The sequence below is a fragment of the Jeotgalibacillus marinus genome (assembly GCF_040801915.1).
GTDB classification, from domain to species: domain Bacteria; phylum Bacillota; class Bacilli; order Bacillales; family Jeotgalibacillaceae; genus Jeotgalibacillus; species Jeotgalibacillus marinus.
Genome location: NZ_JBFMIA010000021.1, coordinates 20,554 through 39,250, shown reverse-complemented (window position 1 = coordinate 39,250; position 18,697 = coordinate 20,554). Strand labels below are relative to the sequence as shown.

At 39.9% G+C, this 18,697-nt stretch carries 17 protein-coding genes and 4 tRNA genes; 6 read left to right on the top strand and 15 right to left on the bottom strand.

Annotation, left to right across the window (positions count from 1 at the left end; genetic code table 11):
* Positions 1 to 61 precede the first annotated feature (61 nt).
* The 8 genes from AB1471_RS14865 to sigB form a co-directional block, all read right to left on the bottom strand.
* Positions 62 to 137 (bottom strand) — tRNA-Asp (locus AB1471_RS14865).
* A 30-nt stretch (positions 138 to 167) separates the two neighbouring features.
* Positions 168 to 242 (bottom strand) — tRNA-Glu (locus AB1471_RS14860).
* Positions 243 to 250: 8 nt separating this feature from the next.
* A tRNA-Ser gene (locus AB1471_RS14855) sits at positions 251 to 341 on the bottom strand.
* Between the two features lie 7 nt (positions 342 to 348).
* Positions 349 to 423 (bottom strand) — tRNA-Asn (locus AB1471_RS14850).
* 564 nt (positions 424 to 987) lie between these two features.
* A complete protein-coding gene (locus AB1471_RS14845; RefSeq protein ID WP_367780556.1) occupies positions 988 to 1,464 on the bottom strand; it encodes a SprT family protein in 477 nt (158 codons plus the stop codon).
* A 45-nt stretch (positions 1,465 to 1,509) separates the two neighbouring features.
* Complete coding sequence (locus AB1471_RS14840; protein WP_367780555.1) at positions 1,510 to 1,923, bottom strand: hypothetical protein; 414 nt, start codon at positions 1,921 to 1,923, stop codon at positions 1,510 to 1,512.
* Positions 1,924 to 1,942: 19 nt separating this feature from the next.
* Positions 1,943 to 4,114 (bottom strand): Tex family protein, encoded by a 2,172-nt coding sequence (locus AB1471_RS14835; RefSeq protein WP_367780554.1) that lies wholly within the window; start codon positions 4,112 to 4,114, stop codon positions 1,943 to 1,945.
* Positions 4,115 to 4,311: 197 nt separating this feature from the next.
* Positions 4,312 to 5,106 carry an RNA polymerase sigma factor SigB gene (gene sigB, locus AB1471_RS14830; protein WP_367780553.1) on the bottom strand — a complete coding sequence of 265 codons (795 nt, stop codon included), beginning with the start codon at positions 5,104 to 5,106 and terminating at the stop codon, positions 4,312 to 4,314.
* Positions 5,107 to 5,365: 259 nt separating this feature from the next.
* Here sigB and AB1471_RS14825 point away from each other — a divergent pair, with 259 nt between their 5' ends.
* The 5 genes from AB1471_RS14825 (at position 5,366) to opp4C (ending at position 11,158) form a co-directional block, all read left to right on the top strand.
* Entirely contained in the window at positions 5,366 to 6,376 is a 1,011-nt protein-coding gene (locus AB1471_RS14825) for an ABC transporter ATP-binding protein (RefSeq protein ID WP_367780552.1), read from the top strand.
* Positions 6,366 to 7,364 carry an ABC transporter ATP-binding protein gene (locus tag AB1471_RS14820; protein ID WP_367780557.1) on the top strand — a complete coding sequence of 333 codons (999 nt, stop codon included), beginning with the start codon at positions 6,366 to 6,368 and terminating at the stop codon, positions 7,362 to 7,364. The genes AB1471_RS14825 and AB1471_RS14820 overlap by 11 nt, the downstream gene beginning before the upstream one ends.
* Positions 7,365 to 7,454: 90 nt before the next feature.
* Positions 7,455 to 9,218 (top strand): ABC transporter substrate-binding protein, encoded by a 1,764-nt coding sequence (locus AB1471_RS14815; RefSeq protein ID WP_367780551.1) that lies wholly within the window; start codon positions 7,455 to 7,457, stop codon positions 9,216 to 9,218.
* Between the two features lie 69 nt (positions 9,219 to 9,287).
* Entirely contained in the window at positions 9,288 to 10,253 is a 966-nt protein-coding gene (locus AB1471_RS14810; RefSeq protein ID WP_367780550.1) for an ABC transporter permease, read from the top strand.
* A gap of 11 nt (positions 10,254 to 10,264) precedes the next feature.
* On the top strand, positions 10,265 to 11,158 hold the full coding sequence (gene opp4C / locus AB1471_RS14805; protein ID WP_367780549.1) for an oligopeptide ABC transporter permease: 894 nt from the start codon (positions 10,265 to 10,267) through the stop codon (positions 11,156 to 11,158).
* Positions 11,159 to 11,727: 569 nt separating this feature from the next.
* Here the strand turns inward: opp4C and AB1471_RS14800 are convergent.
* From AB1471_RS14800 to acpS, 5 genes are all read right to left on the bottom strand, one after another.
* Positions 11,728 to 12,078 (bottom strand): type II toxin-antitoxin system PemK/MazF family toxin, encoded by a 351-nt coding sequence (locus tag AB1471_RS14800; RefSeq protein ID WP_367780548.1) that lies wholly within the window; start codon positions 12,076 to 12,078, stop codon positions 11,728 to 11,730.
* Between the two features lie 4 nt (positions 12,079 to 12,082).
* Positions 12,083 to 12,364: a CopG family ribbon-helix-helix protein gene (locus AB1471_RS14795; RefSeq protein WP_367780547.1), complete on the bottom strand. Its 282-nt coding sequence runs from the start codon at positions 12,362 to 12,364 to the stop codon at positions 12,083 to 12,085.
* 155 nt (positions 12,365 to 12,519) lie between these two features.
* Positions 12,520 to 13,677, bottom strand: a complete 1,158-nt coding sequence (alr, locus tag AB1471_RS14790) for an alanine racemase (RefSeq protein WP_367780546.1) — start codon at positions 13,675 to 13,677, stop codon at positions 12,520 to 12,522.
* A 70-nt stretch (positions 13,678 to 13,747) separates the two neighbouring features.
* Positions 13,748 to 14,764 carry a LolA family protein gene (locus tag AB1471_RS14785; RefSeq protein ID WP_367780545.1) on the bottom strand — a complete coding sequence of 339 codons (1,017 nt, stop codon included), beginning with the start codon at positions 14,762 to 14,764 and terminating at the stop codon, positions 13,748 to 13,750.
* Between the two features lie 375 nt (positions 14,765 to 15,139).
* Positions 15,140 to 15,499, bottom strand: a complete 360-nt coding sequence (gene acpS, locus AB1471_RS14780; RefSeq protein ID WP_367780544.1) for a holo-ACP synthase — start codon at positions 15,497 to 15,499, stop codon at positions 15,140 to 15,142.
* 290 nt (positions 15,500 to 15,789) lie between these two features.
* Here acpS and AB1471_RS14775 point away from each other — a divergent pair, with 290 nt between their 5' ends.
* Positions 15,790 to 16,383: a rhomboid family intramembrane serine protease gene (locus tag AB1471_RS14775; RefSeq protein ID WP_367780543.1), complete on the top strand. Its 594-nt coding sequence runs from the start codon at positions 15,790 to 15,792 to the stop codon at positions 16,381 to 16,383.
* 62 nt (positions 16,384 to 16,445) lie between these two features.
* On the opposite strand, the gene AB1471_RS14770 is transcribed toward AB1471_RS14775, so the two are convergent.
* Both AB1471_RS14770 and AB1471_RS14765 read right to left on the bottom strand, forming a co-directional pair.
* Complete coding sequence (locus AB1471_RS14770) at positions 16,446 to 17,975, bottom strand: PH domain-containing protein (RefSeq protein WP_367780542.1); 1,530 nt, start codon at positions 17,973 to 17,975, stop codon at positions 16,446 to 16,448.
* Positions 17,968 to 18,450: a PH domain-containing protein gene (locus tag AB1471_RS14765; protein WP_367780541.1), complete on the bottom strand. Its 483-nt coding sequence runs from the start codon at positions 18,448 to 18,450 to the stop codon at positions 17,968 to 17,970. The genes AB1471_RS14770 and AB1471_RS14765 overlap by 8 nt, the downstream gene beginning before the upstream one ends.
* Between the last annotated feature and the right edge of the window lie 247 nt (positions 18,451 to 18,697).

Genomic DNA, 18,697 nt, shown 5'->3' with positions numbered 1-18,697 from the left:
ACCAACGCATGACGGAATCAAAATCCGTTGCCTTACCGCTTGGCTATAGCCCAATAAAAAATGGCGGTCCCGACCGGGATCGAACCGGCGATCTCCTGCGTGACAGGCAGGCATGTTAACCGCTACACCACGGGACCTTATTAAAAATATGTATACTGTAAATAAAATGGTGACCCGTACGGGATTCGAACCCGTGTTACCGCCGTGAAAGGGCGGTGTCTTAACCGCTTGACCAACGGGCCAAATATCCTGGCGGAGAAGGAGGGATTTGAACCCTCGCGCCGCTTACACGACCTACACCCTTAGCAGGGGCGCCTCTTCAGCCACTTGAGTACTTCCCCATAAAAATGGCTCCACAGGTAGGACTCGAACCTACGACCGATCGGTTAACAGCCGATAGCTCTACCACTGAGCTACTGTGGAACAATAACATATAGAATAAATAAAGATAACATAAAAAGTTATGTATCAATCAATTTCTAACGTCGTTTATCATCTTTCCGACGATAAATATCATAACAAATCCTTCAACCAAAAGTCAATAACAAATTTTAAAAAACTTTGCACCTCTCTTTTGATTAAGGCAGTGAATGTAATTTATCATATCCAGAAGCTATTGTCAAAGCAAATAGAGTCGATTTATGTCACCGCTCCTACTCCTTCCTTCCATTTATAAATCAAATGGTTATCGGACATCTCTCGCCCCCTTAGCCCAAGTATCAATTTGTTGACGTTGTACTACCTATACATAAATTCATGAACTTATTTCATTTCAATATTTCCGCCAATTTTATTTGGTCCTGATGACAAATTATCTTTTCTTTGAAACACATGTTTCTACATACGCATACGAACATGATTCCTCATGCAAAATCAGGTGGATAATTCGTGAATACACTAAAAGGGTCACACCAAAACAACTCGGTGTGACCCTTTTTGACATGTGTTAATTAATTGGGGTAGTAACATGAAATTCATGAATGATTCTTACACAGGGGCAAGTTCACCAATATACTTCAGCTTTCCTTTACAAATTCCGCATGAGTATCGTGAAAGGTTAATTTTTATTTTGCGGACATAACGCTGTTGGCATTGTGTACATTGATATATTTGTCTCTTTTTCACTCTGCGATTCTGCTTACGTTCTGAAGGTAAAGGGGTACAGTACCGAGGAGCTGACACTTGTGTAATAAGCTCTTTAAAATCGCGGTCACGATGTTTGTAACCTTTCCCTTCAACGTATAGGTGATAATGGCAGAGTTCATGCTTAATGATCCCCTTTAGTTCTTCAAGTCCGTGCTCATGTAAATATTTAAAATTGAGCTCAATATTATGTGACGCAAGCATAAAGCGTCCGCCTGTCGTTTTTAGGCGCGAATTAAACGATGCTTTGTGACGAAATGGTTTGCCAAAAGAGTTCAATGATATTGATTCAACGAGTTGTTGAATTGAAAGATCATCCACTTAGGTTTCTCCTAACTCTTCTTAGAAATTAATTTTAACCACCTATCAAATGAACAAAAAGATGATCGCGATGATAGGTACAGATGTAATAAGTTGCATGGTTAGCAATGAAAACGAGCGAATTTGATTTTTAATTTCTGGTGGTACGTCTTGTTTCATTTTCGTAGCCACTTGGATGATACCAAATATCATAGCTGTAAAAATAATAACGAGAGGAATAGTAGGTACTCCAATATCTGGACGATTGAGTGTTACATACGTAATGATGATGACTGAGATAGGTACAAGCTCAATGATTACTGTAGCAAAAAAGAATCGTGTCATCGCAGCTTGGATGGTCATCCCTTCTTGCTCTCCCTCTTTGCCAATTTTAACAATTGTACCAAGGTGAGCAATATAGTTAAATGTGATTGCTAGAGTTGCCAAAACGGTAGCGACCGTAATTATAGTATAAAACATGCAATTTCTCCTTATCTTGTTACTGTTGTTCTGGTAAAAGCATTGTTAAAGAAATTCTTCCTTTATTTGCATCGACTTGCTCAACCCAAACTGTGACGACGTCTCCAACAGCAACGATATCAAGTGGGTGTTTTACAAATCCTTTCTTGATTTTTGAAATATGAACAAGGCCATCTTGTTTAACTCCAATATCAACAAACGCACCGAAATCGACAACATTTCGAACCGTACCTTGAAGCTCCATTCCCTTTTGAAGGTCTTCCATTTTTAAAACGTCCTGTTTAAGCAACGGTTTACTCAACTCTTCACGGGGATCACGCCCCGGTCGGATTAAAGCTTCAATGATATCTTTCATTGTGTGGATGCCAATTCCCAGTTCGTCAGCCCATTGTTCTGGGTTTTTTTCTATAATTTTTTCCTTTAATGAATCACTTCCAATATCCGTCTGCTTCGCCCCAAGCACCTTGAGCATTTCTTTTACATAAGCATATTTCTCAGGGTGAATAGCTGTGCGGTCAAGCGCGTTTTTCCCATCAGGAATACGTAAAAAGCCAATACATTGTTCATATGTTTTAGCACCAAGGCGTGGGATTTTTTTCAATTGTGAACGATCGCTAAATTTACCTTCTTCATCTCGTTGTTTAACGATATTTTGTGCAACTGTTTTTGACAGACCAGCTACGTATTGTAACAAGGCAGAAGAAGCTGTATTCACATTTACTCCTACTTGGTTTACCGCTGTTTCAACAACGAAGCTTAAAGATTCGTTAAGCTTCTTTTGCGAAACATCGTGCTGATATTGGCCCACTCCTACTGATTTCGGGTCTATTTTCACAAGTTCAGCCAGTGGATCTTGAAGGCGTCTAGCAATAGAAACTGCGCTTCGTTCTTCCACTTGTAGATCAGGAAACTCTTCTCTTGCGATCTCTGATGCAGAGTAAACACTTGCACCTGCTTCATTTACAATTAAATAGTAAATATCACGGTCCGTTTCTTTAAGCTGCTGTGCAACAAATAATTCTGTTTCTCTTGAAGCTGTCCCATTACCAATAGCTACGAGTTCGATATCATAGTCTAGCAATATCTTTTTAAACGTAGCAGCCGCCTGTTCAGGTTTCGATGATGTATGGGGGTAAATAACAGCTATTTTGAGCATTTTTCCCGTTTCGTCTGCAACCGCCAACTTACATCCAGTTCGATAGGCCGGATCGACTCCTAGAACGCGTTTTCCTTTTAAAGGAGACTGGAGTAAAAGATTTCTCAAGTTTTCAGAGAAAATATGAATGGCTTGATTTTCACCTTTATCGGTTAATTCATTTCTTATTTCACGCTCAATCGATGGTTGAATCAGCCTTTTATAACCGTCCTCAATTGCTTCTCGTACTTTATCTGCCGTAATAGAATTCTGATATTTTATCATTCTACGAGCAAGTTCATTTACTAGTCGATCACTATTTGGCTGGATTGCCACTCGTAGAATTCCTTCTTTTTCACCGCGGTTCAAAGCCAATACACGGTGAGGAACAATTTTATTAACAGGTTCTTCGTATTCGTAATACATTTCAAAAATGCCTTTTTCATCTTTTTCTTGATCTTTTACTTGCGACTTAATTTTTGCATGTCGAAATGTTTCTTTCCGTATGTACTCTCTATAACCAGCATCGTCTGCAATCATTTCTGCGATAATATCTTGCGCTCCTGCAATCGCTTCTTCTATAGAAGATACTTGCTTTTCTTCAGATAAATACGCTTGAGCTTGCTCTTGAATGGATCCATTTTTCGGGAACGTTAGCATCCAATGCGCTAATGGCTCTAGTCCTTTTTCTTTCGCGACTGTCGCTCTCGTCCTTCTCTTTTGTTTGTATGGTCGGTATAGGTCTTCGATTACTTGTAGTTTTGTAGACTTGCTAATGGCGGCCGATAACTCTTCTGTCAATTTCCCTTGTTCATCAATTAAACGTATAACTTCTTGTTTGCGTTCTTCAAGATTTTGAAGATACTGCCAACGATCAGCAATTTCTTTGATTTGAACCTCATCTAACGCGCCTGTCATTTCCTTTCGATAACGTGCGATAAATGGCACTGTATTTCCTTCATTAAACAGCTGAATCACTTGTTCAACTTGTTGCTGATTGATCGAAATTTCTTTTGCAAGTTGTGCAAGGAGTTGTTTATTTATATCGTTTGACATCGAAATTTTTCACAGCCTCTCACATTATTTATTTTGTCATTGTACCATATAAGAAAAGCGAAAGTGGCTCGTTCAGCCCCGACAAGCATAAAACGCGCTTGCGGTTTGGCACTTGCATGGCTTGACCTCGAGGGACTAGCCACTTGCGCTAGACATAAAGAAAAGTGAAAGCGGCTCACTCAGCAACATGGAATCTATCAATCCAATCTCTCATGTTGTTCGTTTTCTTGCTTTATGGTATCCCGAAGCTTTTTGATTGCACGGTACCGTAAACGAGATACATGCATCTGAGAAATCCCCAACTGTTCTCCGGCCTCTTTTTGACTAAGGTTCTCTAAGTATGTATATTGAATGATTTGTTTCTCTCGCTCGGATAGTACATGAAGAACTTTATTAAGTACTAATCGCTGGTCTGTTTTTTCATAGTTGTCGTCCATACTGCCGACCATGTCAAGCAACGTTACTGTACTTCCGTCAGAGCCTGCTTCAATGGAATAATCAACAGATAAAGTTTGATAACTTCTTCCCATTTCCATCGCTTCTAGAATTTCTTCTTCAGAAACTTCTAGATACGCAGCAATTTCGCTTACTTTCGGTGGTCGCTGCAAATCAATCGTCAGTCGTTCCACGGTGGCTTTAATTTTAGGGCCCAATTCTTTGATATGTCTCGGTACATGAATACTCCATGTTTTATCTCGTAAAAATCGTTTGATCTCACCAATAATCGTTGGAATAGCAAAAGCTTCGAAGCTTTTACCGAAAGTATCGTCGTAACGACGAATGGCTCCTAAAAGACCAATCATACCTACTTGAGAAATATCTTCATGGTAGTATTTTCCTTTCGAATACTTTCTGGCAATGGATTCTACTAAATTGCGATAATGAACTACAAGGTTACTCTGTGCAGCGTCATCTTGTGTTTCTTGATACGCTTTAATCCACTTTAATACTTCGTCTTTGCTGGATTGATTAGGTTGAGACAGTTTTCGCATCTCCCTCCACTTACTCTTCCTCTATAAAATTCGTCATAAAAACTGTGACACCTTCTTTATGGCAGACCTTAACCTCACACCCATCAAAATTTCGTGAAATATATTCAAATCCACCCTCGCGAATACAGATGAATATTTTAAAAAAAATGAATATTGTGTTTTTTAAAAAATTGACATATAATGACGTTAGTAATCTCACATTTACAGAAAACTTAGTATTTTTTGTATTCATACCCTTTATAAGGTGAGGTGTAATAAAATGGGAAATATCAAGCCGTTGTTAGATGTTCGCAATTTAAAAACACATTTTAAGCTAGATCAAGGAAAAGTGGCTAAAGCAGTTGATGGCATAGACTTTTCGATACATCGAGGCGAAACGCTCGCCTTAGTAGGAGAATCAGGAAGTGGAAAAAGTATCACTTCCCTGTCCATCATGCAATTAATTCCTTCGCCTCCTGGTGAGATCGTCGCAGGTGAAATCAGCTTAGATGGGAAGAATTTATTAGACCTTTCAGAAAGAGAAATGGTAAAGGTACGTGGCAATGAAATAGGTATGATTTTTCAAGAGCCTATGACGTCATTGAATCCGGTTTTTACAGTTGGGAATCAAGTAGCTGAACCTTTAATGAAGCACAAGAAAATGAAGAAAAAAGCAGCCTACAAAAAGGCAATCGATATTCTTAAATTAGTAGGTTTTCCTCGTGCGGAAGAGATAATTCATGAATATCCCCATCAATTATCTGGAGGAATGAGACAACGTGTCATGATTGCCATGGCGATATCCTGTGGTCCTAGGCTCCTGATTGCAGATGAACCAACAACCGCACTCGATGTAACCATTCAACAACAGATTCTTGATTTGATGATTGATTTAAAAACAAAAGTTGACTCATCGATTTTAATGATCACACATGATCTTGGTGTGGTTGCTGAAGTTGCTGATCGCGTGATCGTCATGTATGCAGGTCAAATTGTCGAAGAAGCTCCAGTATACGAGTTGTTCACTGACCCTAAACACCCGTACACAGTTGGTTTATTGGGAAGTATGCCAACACTTGAGGGTGAAAATAAGAAACTCGAATCCATACCTGGCATGGTGCCACCTGCTTATGATTTTCCAGAGGGCTGTCGATTTGCTCCCCGCTGTAAGCACGTGATGGACCAATGTACGGTCAATGTCCCAAAAATTAACGATGTCGGACAGGCGCATAAGGTACGATGTGAATTGTTTGATGGAAAGGGAGTATCAGCTATTGACTATGCAAACTAAAAAACTACTAGAAGTGAAAAATCTTAAAAAATACTTTCCTATTAAAGGTGGAGTCATTCAACGTACTGTAGGTCATGTAAAAGCAGTTGATGATATTTCATTTGATATTTACAAAGGTGAAACTCTCGGAGTTGTTGGAGAATCAGGATCTGGCAAATCAACATTGGGTCGCATGCTCATTCGATTATTAGATCCAACGGAGGGTCAAGTCTATTTTGACGGACAAGACATTACGAATCTACCGAATAGGAAATTAAGACCACTTAGAAAAGAAATGCAAATGGTGTTTCAGGATCCATATGCATCACTAAATCCTCGTATGAGTGTCGGAGAGCTGATCGAGGAACCAATGATCGTTCAGAACACATTAAAGCCGAAGGAACGACAAGGACAAGTCATTGAGCTTCTTAATAAAGTAGGACTGAACACTGATGCGAGATTAAAGTATCCTCATGAGTTCTCAGGTGGACAAAGGCAGCGAATTGCGATTGCAAGAGCACTATCAACAAAACCAACGTTTATTATTGGAGACGAACCGGTTTCTGCATTAGATGTATCCATTCAATCTCAAGTTCTTAATTTAATGGAAGAGTTGCAGGATGAATTTAATTTAACGTACTTGTTTATTGCACATGATCTAAGTGTTGTCAGACATATTAGTGATCGTGTTGCCGTTATGTACTTAGGAAGAATCGCAGAAATTGCTCAAAAAGATGCCATTTATAAAGAACCATTGCACCCATATACACAAGCATTAATTTCAGCAGTACCATCAACAGACGTTACTAAAAAACGTGAGAAAATCAAATTAAAAGGGGATCTACCAAGCCCCTCGAACCCACCGACTGGTTGCGCGTTCCACACACGTTGCCCTAAAGTGCATGAGCGTTGCAAGGTGGATCGACCTGAACTAACAGATATGGGAAATGGGAATATGGTTGCTTGTCATCTTTATACAAATGAACAATTGCAACGAATCGCAGAGTAAGGTTGTTCACTCTTTTAGGAGGTGATGTCTACATAACCTAGGGTAAAGTAGTTTGTGTTTGAAATATTATAACAGATTGAGGGGGATTCGATGAAAAATAAAAGTCTTTTATTCATGCTAATTGCTTTGTTATCAGTAGGATTGTTCTTGGCTGCATGCTCAAGTGGTGATGATTCGGAACCAAATGATGATGCGGGTAGTGATGATGAGGAAGCTACTTCTGGTGATCCTGTAGAAGGTGGAGATATCGTTGCCGCCATGTATTCTGCACCTGATCATCAATTTAACCCAATTTTCAATACTTCATCTTATGATTCCAACATTTTAGATCTCACACACGAGTCACTAATTAAACAAGATGAGAACCTTGGGTTTATCCCTTCTCTTGCAAAAGATTGGGAGTTTAACGAAGACAACTCAGAATTAACTTACTTCTTAAACGAAGGTGTAAAGTGGCATGATGGTGAAGAGTTTACAGCAGATGATGTTGTCTTCACATTCACAGCTTTAGCAGACCCAGGCTATGTTGCAGCTGGTGGTATACGAACTAATTTTGTAGACACATTAGTCGGTTACGATGATTATGTAAACGAAAAGACTGATGAGTTTACAGGTGTCGAGAAGATTGATGACTATACAGTGAAATTTATTTTCGAAGTTCCAAACGTGAAAGCGCTGGCTGATACTAGTTTCAATATTATTCCTGAACACGTATTTGCTGATGTTAACATGGCTGACATGCCTTCACACTCCGCTTCTATTGATGGTGGTGAAGTAATCGGTACGGGTCCTTTCCAACTTAGCCAATACCAAGAAGGTGAACAATATGTATTAACTCGTCACGATGATTACTGGCAAGGTAAGCCCAACCTAGACTCCGTCACATGGCGTGTAATTGACGAAGCGGTTATGGCTGGAATGCTTGAGAATGAAGAAATCCACTTGCTCAATCGTCCTGGTGGTGTACCTGCCGCTGACGTTCCGTCCATTGAGCAAATGTCTCATATCACAATGATTGAAGCACAAGACCTTGGATACCAATACATGGCGTTTAAATTTAACCACGGTCCAAATAATAGCTTAACAGATCCTACTACTTGGATCCCAAATGAAAAAGTACAAGATGCAGAGCTTCGCCAAGCAATCCTTTATGCTCTTAAACGTCAAGATTATGTGACTGGATTATTGCATGGTAGCGGAGAAGTATTAACTGCACCATTCCCAAGTGCTTCTTGGGCTAATAATACCGAAGCTATTGGAGAGTTTGATTACAGTCCTGACAAAGCAGAGGAAATCTTAGATGCAGCAGGGTATGAAGATGTTGATGGAGATGGTTTCCGTGAAAATCCTGATGGTGAAAAGTTCACCCTTAACCTGGATTATCCAACAGGAAACGAAGTTCGTGAGAAAGTAGCTCCAATTATTAAAGAAAACTTAGAAGCAGTAGGTATCAGCGTGAACCTTAACAGCCCTCGTGATGCATCTGCACACTTTGAACTTATTGAAGAAAACGACACAGATATAGATCTTTACTTAGCTGGTTGGTCATTAGCTTCTACTGACCCTGACCCGTCTGCTATTTTCTATTCAACAGCTGGATTAAACTACCCTCGTTACACTGATGAGCGTTTCGATGCTCTCCTTGATGAGGCAGTCGACCCAGAATTAGCATTTGATCAAGATTACCGTAAAGACAAGTATACGGAGTGGGGACAGTACTTCACTGAAGTGTTACCTATTATTCCACTTTTCTCTGACAATATAAACTATGCATACAACAACAAACTACAAGGCATCACATTTAAGTCACACCAAATCTTAGATGATGCTCATAAATGGACTTGGTCTGAGTAACGATTGTTCATGTTTAATCAGCCTGGTGTGTTGCACACACCAGACTGATTATTGTGAAGGAGGACTAGCATGTACAAGTACATCGCAAGAAGGTTGCTACAGTTTATTCCGATGTTATTTATTGTAACAATTGTTGTGTTTTTATTGGCCTATCTTGCGCCAGGGGATGCAATTAGTGGAGAACCTTTAGATCCTAACATAACGCCTGAAATGTTGGAAGAGCGACGAGAAGCACTGGGTTTAAATGACCCCGTATATGTTCAGTATGCAAATTGGCTATCTAGAGCCGTGGTTGGTGACTTTGGTCAGTCATACCATTATGTAGGTCGCTCCGTATCGGAATTAATCTCCAGTCGAATCTTGAATACGATCTACTTATCTACATTTGCTTTATTTGTGACCATTGTTGTCGCTCTACCTATAGGTATATATGCAGCACGTAAGCCCTATTCACTTGTTGATTACGGTGCTTCTACTTTTGCTTTTCTCGGTCTTGCAACTCCTAACTTCTTTGCGGCACTGCTAGGAATTTATGTGTTCTCATTTGGGCTAGGGTGGTTCCCTTCTCAAGGGTCAGTTTCATCAGTAGGATTAGAAGGCATTGCTTTGTTTACGGACAAGATTCGTCATTTGATCTTACCAGGTTTAACTCTTGGCTTAGCAAGTACAGCCATTTATATGCGTTATATGCGTACAGAAATGCTTGAGGTTATGGGTAGTGATTTTATTCGTACAGCGAAAGCGAAAGGTCTTGGACCACGACCGGTTCTTTACAAACATACGTTACGCAATGCACTTATTCCGATTATTACGTTACTCGGTTTTGAGTTTGGAACATTGTTAAGTGGTGCGGTTATCACAGAACAAGTCTTTAACTATCCTGGAATAGGTACACTCTTTTTGACAGCGATCCAAAATCGAGACTACAACGTCATTATGGCTATAAACTTAATTTTAGCTGTAGCAATTCTCGTCGGAAATTTACTTGCTGATATTTTCTATGCCGTCGTTGATCCTAGAATTCGGTATGATTGAGGTGAGCATCAATGGTAGTCGTCGTAAATAAAGAAAAAGAGCTACAAACAGAGAAAAGCCCGAGTCCTTTAAAGCTCGCTATGCGCCGTTTTCTCAAGAATAAACTGGCTGTCTTAGGAGTCTTCATTTTAGTTTTCATGGTCTTAGTGGCTGTATTTGCCGATGTGATTGCCACACATGATCCAACAGCTAGTAATTTATTAAAAGTGGAAGCGAAAGCAGATTCTGAAAATATTTTAGGGACAGATGGTTCGGGTCGAGATAACTTTTCAAGACTTATCCATGGTTCCCGCGTCTCGTTAACCATTGGATTTTTTGCGATGTTCTTTACCCTAGTAATCGGTGGAACATTAGGTTCAATCGCTGGTTTTTATGGTGGTAAGGTCGATGGACTCATCATGCGTGCAACCGATTTGATGTTAATCTTCCCATTCTTACTCATAGTCTTAACGATCGTTGCAATTCTTGACCGCACATCGATCGGAATCTTTATAACTGTTATCGCCATAACAAGTTGGCCAAATATATGCCGAATACTTCGAGCAACATTCTTATCCATTCGAGAGAAAGAATATATTCTAAGTGCTAGAAGCATTGGAGCCTCTGATTTCCGTATGATTAGGAAGCATTTCTTACCTAATGCGGTTGGTCCGATTATTGTTAATGCGACGATCATGATGGCGACGATGATTATCATCGAGTCCGGATTAAGCTTTATTGGTTTTGGTATCCCGCAACCTACACCTACTTGGGGAAATATGTTGACTGAAGCACGTAGTATTCGTGTTCTAAATAATAACCCAGAAGCGTGGATCCCACCAGGTCTAGCTGTTCTCTTTACAGTACTAGCGATTAACTTTATTGGTGATGGACTGCGTGATGCATTTGACACAAAGAGTCGTTGAAGTAATTAAGGCAAGAAAAAGTCATCTGCACATCCAATAGGCTTCGCCCGTGTTCCAGCGAGTCAGCTTAGCTTAGCAAGAGCTACTATTTTTTAAAATTTATTGCTCCACCTCCATAAAACAAAAAGCGGCAACCAACTTCCTGGTTGCCGCTTCTCATCTACCAATCAAACGTCTTCCTCTAAATAGACTAACTCTCTTTTAGTAATCTCCGCTTGAGCGTTTGTTAAGTTCATCATCCACTCTTCAATAATTCACCAGATACCACATACGTTTGAACGTCGACCTGTTCAAGTAAATCCATTTGCTTTAATTGATAAATTGATTACCTAACGTTCGGAGCCATACCTCTCTCGCAACTGAACTCATTCCCTTGTCCCATTTTAAGATGTTGAGAAAAAGAGAATTCATCTTTTTCTATAAAACCATTGTTAATAGCGAAGAGCATGTTTTATACAAACCATTCACTGCTATCTAAAATTTTAAAAATCATTCTTTTGATTATTCTTTTTTTATAGGTGCTTGGGTCTTTTCATAAAAAAAACGCTCTTTAATAGAGCGTTTCCACGTTATAGGTCAACCAATCCAAGACTGACTTGAAGAGCCTCATCTACCTTGTCCATCATTTCATCATCGAGATGGGTTATTTTATCTGTTAATCGCTGTTTGTCAAGCGTTCGGATTTGTTCAAGTAAAATAACTGAATCTCGCTCAAAACCATTGCGCTTTGAACTGATTTCAACATGGGTGGGGAGCTTTGCCTTTTCGATTTGAGCCGTTATGGCTGCGACAACCACAGTGGGGCTAAACCGATTTCCAATGTCGTTTTGGATGATGAGAACAGGGCGGACTCCACCTTGCTCAGAACCGACAACCGGAGATAGATCAGCAAAAAATACATCACCACGCTTAACAATCAAAGCGTTATTCTCCGCTTACCAATCGTTCCACGGTATGCTCAGCCTCGTATTCGGCCTGTAATGCTTCTGATGCCATAGAAAGATTAATTTTCGCCATTTCCATGTATCCTCGTCGCATTGCATCTTGAGTTTGTTTCTTCCGCCGCTCTCGAATGTACATTTTCGTTGCACGATAAATGCACTCATTGCGGCTTAGATCTTCCTGCTCAGCAAAAGCTTCTAACTCAACTAATAGTTGCTTTGGTAATTGCACCAAAATTTCTGACGTTGTGCTGGATTCCGACACAAACTACACCTCCACCATCGATTGCATACCCTATTTGATTGTTAATCACTTTGATTTTACGTTCATTCATCTTGCATCCATATAAATAATATCACTAAATAGGCCAAGTGAAAAGCTTCACCGTAAAATTTCTGACAATTACATCCAAGTGTTGACTATTTTAATGGATTTAATACTGAAATTAGCTCTTTTCCTTGCCAGTAAACACGTGGAACACGACTTGAAATCGCACAAGCCACTTCATAATGAATGGTTTCTAAATGTCTCGCAACTTCATCAATTAGGATTTTATTATTTTTTTGTTCACCTATCAACGTAACCTTCGTTCCTAAAGGAAACGACTGCGGTAAACGAATCATGCATTGGTCCATACAAACCCTTCCAACAATCGGTACTTTAACTCCATCAATCAACACCTCAAAACCCTGCATTTTGCGAATCCATCCATCTGCATAGCCTAAGGGCAACGTACCGATCCATTCCTGGTGATCTGCTACATAAGTAGAACCATAACTGACCTTTTCACCTGGCATAATTTTTTTCACATGAGTTAACGTTGTATGAAATGAAAGTGCAGGCTTAAGTTTTATCGGTAGAATTCCTGCTATTTCATCCGATGGACTAAGACCATACATTGAGATCCCAAACCGGATAAGAGAAAATAAAGAATCTTCCCTCGTTAATGCTCCTGCACTATTGGAAGCATGAACAAAGTGTGGACGTTTTTCAAGCTGTTCAAGTAACTGCTGAAAACGCGCGAGTTGCTCATCTCCATACGTTCGATCAATTTGATCCGCTGTGGCAAAATGAGTAAATATCCCTTCTAAATGAAGAGATGCATGCTGGTAAATAACTTTCTCAATCTTCTTCACTTCATCAGCTGTTTTCACACCGATTCTTCCCATACCTGTATCACACTTTAAATGAAGGAAGAGTGTGTCATCGCCCGAAATATAGGTGCTTGCTTTTTCAATCCATTCCACATTAAACACCGTTAACTGAACTTGTTGTTGTGCTGCAATCCCTGCATCCTCAGCTCTAGATGCCCCAAGCACAACAATCGGTGCCTCAATCCCATTTCTACGAAGAAATAAAGCTTCATCTAATAAAGCTACTGCCAGATGACTTGCTCCAGACCGAAGAGCGGTTTTGGCAATTTGAAGATAACCGTGTCCATAAGCGTTCCCTTTCACAACAGCCATGATGGAAACTTCAGCCCCTACCTGCTCGGCCACTTGTTGAATGTTATATTGTATCGCATCAAGGTCTATATCAACCCAGGTATCACGATGAAACTGATTATGGCTATCCATACATTCCACACCTTTACAAATCATTTGAGGAGTGATTCAAATCGAACGCACTCCTCAAACTAAGATGTGGTTATTTTATCATAGTACCTTGAACGGATCGAGCGACACTCACCATTTCTTCTGGTGTTAGATCTGTCGATGCTAATAAATAATCGACACCATTAAAACTCCAAGAAATCGATTGATCTGTAATGGAACCAACAGCAAACCCTAAGTCTACCACTTCACCTGTTGCATCTGTTGTCATCATCATGACCGGAGCAGCTTCAAGTTTTTCTTGAATAAGTGTATAGTTCCTTTCTCCGTTGAACGTCATGATCACTCGTTTGCCATCATCAATTTCAACCTCTTTTTCTTCATACATCGTGGTTCCTTCAAGTTCCTCTGTAGGATATAGAACAACAAAGTCTTCCTCACCCTCTGCTCCATCTCCTAAAACAGGCACCTCAAGCTGTGCACTCATCATATTTTTCTCTAGATTGAAATCACTTTTCTCAAATGAAGCTTCAAGATCGACTGATGTAAACGTTAAATTAATCTTTACGTTGCCCTCTTGATCTTTCACATCTACAGATACTGGCGTGAGTGTCTTTTTATCAAACGTCACTTCTTGCATCGGGAACATATTCTGATGTTTGTACCTAGTTTTTGATTCAAAAACATACATCCCATCTTTTTCAGTAAAAGTTGCGTCTTCATCCTCAATAATGTCTTTCACAAGCGATTCCACCAAATAGGCTTGACTGCCATTCGCTGGCCAGTCGCTGTCAAAACGAAAACTTTTATTTAATGCTGGTGTTAATACGAATACGCCTTCGTCATTGCGGATGATCATTTGACTTTGCTTTTCTTCAGCGTGTTTTAAATGAACACGGTAATAATTTGGCTTGGAATACCAAACCTCCACATCATACTCTTGTGGTTCTTCTCCCGTTTCAAACACCATCTTTGCTGTTGCCTTGTAGCCTTCCACATCTTCAACCTTGTCCAACAAATCACTTTTCGCTTCTTCTTCTGTCGTTTCACCACACGCAGACAATACGAGCACTAAACATCCGATTAACAACGACCAGACTAGCTTATTCATGGCTTCCTCCCCTTTGTTAAGTCAACACTCCGTTCATGACCGTGCCATATGATAATATGAGACAAGCTTAATAAATATTCTTCTCTGATGAAACAAAAGCGCAAGTGGCTCGTTCAGCTCCGACAAGCATAAGGCAATTCCCGAGGAGGGCGTTCTTTTCCACCACAGGGAAATGACTTATGACTCGAGGAGCTAGCCACTTGCGCTGGATGAAACAAAAGCGCAAGTGGCTCGTTCAGCTCCGACAAGCATAAGGCAATTCCCGAGGAGGGCGTTCTTTTCCACCACAGGGAAATGACTTATGACTCGAGGAGCTAGCCGCTTGCGCTGGATGAAAAAAGCGCAAGTGGCTCGTCCAGCCTCTTACGCTTTAGCTTATGATTCAGTTGATTCAATCATGACTTGTGCCGCAGCATAGTCTCTACTATGTGTGATCGAAAGGTGTACGATTCCAGGGCGATCTATTTTTATGTAGGGTTTGCCAAGGGGATCTTTTACAACCTCTATATCTTGAAAGGATAGTTCAGAACCAATTCCCGTTCCAGCAGCTTTTGCATATGCTTCCTTCGCAGCAAACCGCCCTGATAAAAACTCAATTTGTCGTGACTCATTTAATTTTTTATACTGGTTTTGTTCGGTTATCGTTAAAATGCGTCGTACTATCTTTGGATGACGCTCAACTAATGATTGAATACGTCCTAACTCGATTAAATCCATTCCAATCCCAACAATCATCTCTCCACCCCTTCGAGTGTAATATCGTGTATGATAAACAAAAGCGCAAGCGGCTCGTTTAGCTCCGACAAGCATAAGGCAACTCCCGAGGAGGGCGCACTTTACCACCACAGGGAAGTGACTTATGACTCGAGGAGCTAGCCGCTGAAGCTAGATGATACAAAAGCGCAAGCGGCTCGTTTAGCTTCGACAAGCATAAGGCAATTCCCGAGGAGGGCGTTCTTTAGCTAATATCGTAATAAAATATCATTAAATATGCAAGAATACTTGAATTTAGGGGGATTACTACATTGTTTTTTCGTACAGAAAGCTTATCACAATTTATCAAACAGTATCCTGTTGTATCGGCATTAGTGGTCATTCACGGCGTAGTCTTTATACTTACATCTCTGCCAGCTGACTTAGGAAATAGTTTTATGAGTATCATAATGGGTGTCAACTTTCTTATCTCAACAGGTGAATGGTGGAGACTCGTCACACCTATATTCGCTCACGCTGATTTATGGCATCTATTGTTTAACACGTTTTCACTCGTACTTTTTGCACCAGCGCTTGAACGACTCTTAGGTCACACTCAGTTTATCATTGTTTACCTATTAACAGGAATAATTGCTAATGTAGCCACTTTATTTATTCAACCACCATTGTATATTTCCGTAGGAGCTAGTGGAGCGATCTTCGGATTGTTTGGTGTTTATGCTGCGATCTTGTTTATTTTTAAAGAGCGTGCACCTACAGAATTAAAACAAATCATGCTCCCCTTATTGCTCATCAGCGTCATCATGACTTTTTTCACAGCAAACGTGAATGTCACAGCCCATATTGCGGGATTGATTGCAGGATTCTTCATCGGATTGTTTATTTTTTATAAATCCAAACAATAATCCATTTAAAAACAGCTTTTGCTACTTTGAGAGACGACTCAAGGTAGTCAAAAGCTGTTTTATTATTCGACAGTTTGTTGGTGAACTTTTTCTTTTTCCTCTAAAAGTTGCCCTTCAGGACGATACCATTCAAGCACCTTCTCCACGTCATCCACTGCAAGATGTTTCACTGAGCTTTCACTACCAGCAATATACGACTTAATTGTCGCAGAAACGGTCGCAACTTTACCTTTTTTTTGAAACCATGTTTGTCGCAACTCGAGTGATTGAATTCGTTTTCTCTTCATGAACACAGTTTGCTTATCCAACACGCGAAAACGAACGGTTAATTGGTTCGGACTCAGTCGATAACCAGCTGAACGAAATTGCATCCATGATAACAATGCCATAAATGGATATAAAATTAACGATAGCAATCCAACCGGATAAAAGAAGTAAGATAATGGTACAATCGCCAAAGTAACAAACAACAAATTCCAAAACATATAACGAAAAACGGAACGTCTTGGCGCCCCTATAAACTCCGATTCCCATTCATAGTCAGGTAATATCACCTGTAAAATAGGCGTCGCTTGCTTGGTTCTTATCATTGGAAGTAAGCGAATCGTGTGCGAATCCTTTTCCAATGCAGAGCCCCCCGCACTCTCAATCGTAACGCTTGTATATTTAAAGGGTTCTCTTACTATATTTTGATTAAATCGGATCCCCTGAATACGGTTTAAGGGAATCGTAGTTTGCTTCTTTTCTAATAATCCACGTGTGATCACGATGTCTTTTTCCACTAGTTTTACAGTAAAATCAGCGTAACGCAAGAAGGTCAATACCACTGCAATGACCCACGCAACTAATAAAACAAAAAATACAACGATCCCAGTGAGTAAAACCCCTGCTTCTACCACCTCAGCTAACTCATTCATCACCGCTTTATATGGAATCATTTCTGCAAATTGCGATAGAAAAATAAGGACCCCTGAGATTACTACGCCTACTCCTCCTGATGTCGTGGCCATAATAATCAGATCTTTAGCTCTCATCTTGTAGAGAATCTTTTCCTCAGGAATGTCCTCAGGCTGTTCACCACCCTCATTAAGCGCATGTCCTTCTTCTCTAGACTCTTCATGCTGACCTTTCATGCGTTTTTTTGCTTTTGAAATAATGCTGTTAAGTTCATTTGCCTCTTCTTTTGTGATAGCTGTTAGTTCGGCTTCAGATTCTAAATTAGATGATGTACCCGCTGTCTCCACTTTAATTTTTACGAGTTTAAGCGGACGATGCAAGATTCCTTCTGAGTAATTTAAACTTTGAATTCGCTCAAATGGAATATAGCGTTTTTTCTTTACAAACAATCCATACTCGATGCGAAGTTCCCCATCTTCAAGCCGATACGTAAACCGCCACCATTTTAAAATCCCTAAAAAAAGAATCACAATTAGGAAAGCACCTAAAACTATTAAGGGCATGTAGCTTAGAAAGGAATCTTGGTCCCCTCGGTTTAAAAATAGCAACAATACAAGTGGAATTACAGCATCCTTTAAGTGCTTCACAAAGCTAATAATTGTCGATATAGGATGGAGCCTTTTTTCTTCAGACATCGTCTTCCGCCACCCTTGCCAAAGCTGAAATAGAGTCTCTTAATGAATCGGCTTCATCAAGATCAAGCGCAGGAATTTGATGCACTGTCGCAGCAGTTGAAATGCTGATTGTCGATAGTCTATATTTACGAAGAATCGGACCTTGCTCAGTATCCACGTGCTGCACACGTATCATTGGGACAAGTGTTCGTTTGACAATAAAGATCCCGTGTTGAAGTTCGATCTCTTCTTCTCGTACTTCATAACGCCACCTTTTCCATTTTAATGTTGGAAAAATGTAAACAAATAATATGATATCAATAATCGGTAAAACAACAGCTGCCACAATGAACCAGTTTGACCAATCAAAAATAATACTAAGTGTAATAACTGCAATCGCTACTAAACTGATGATTCCTGCAGTGATCCAACCGTAAAGCTTCCATACTGTCAACGCGCGCTCAGATATTCGCGTGCTCGGTTCTCTTCGATCCATTCTTCTCTCCCCAATCTTCTTGGCCTTCTATACTATGTATACTATTATATAGTACGGCATTTTTTCTTAGAATGTTTCAATTTAATATAACAAGAAAAACATATTTGAATAAAAATCATTTTTTCTGAATTAAACGATGGAGATGGGAAAAAATCAGCCTATGATCGGGGCGTATCTTTTTTGAGGACGGAATTTAATAAAGTTGACTTCATTCTTCAAACACATGGGATTTATTACAGTCTAGAAA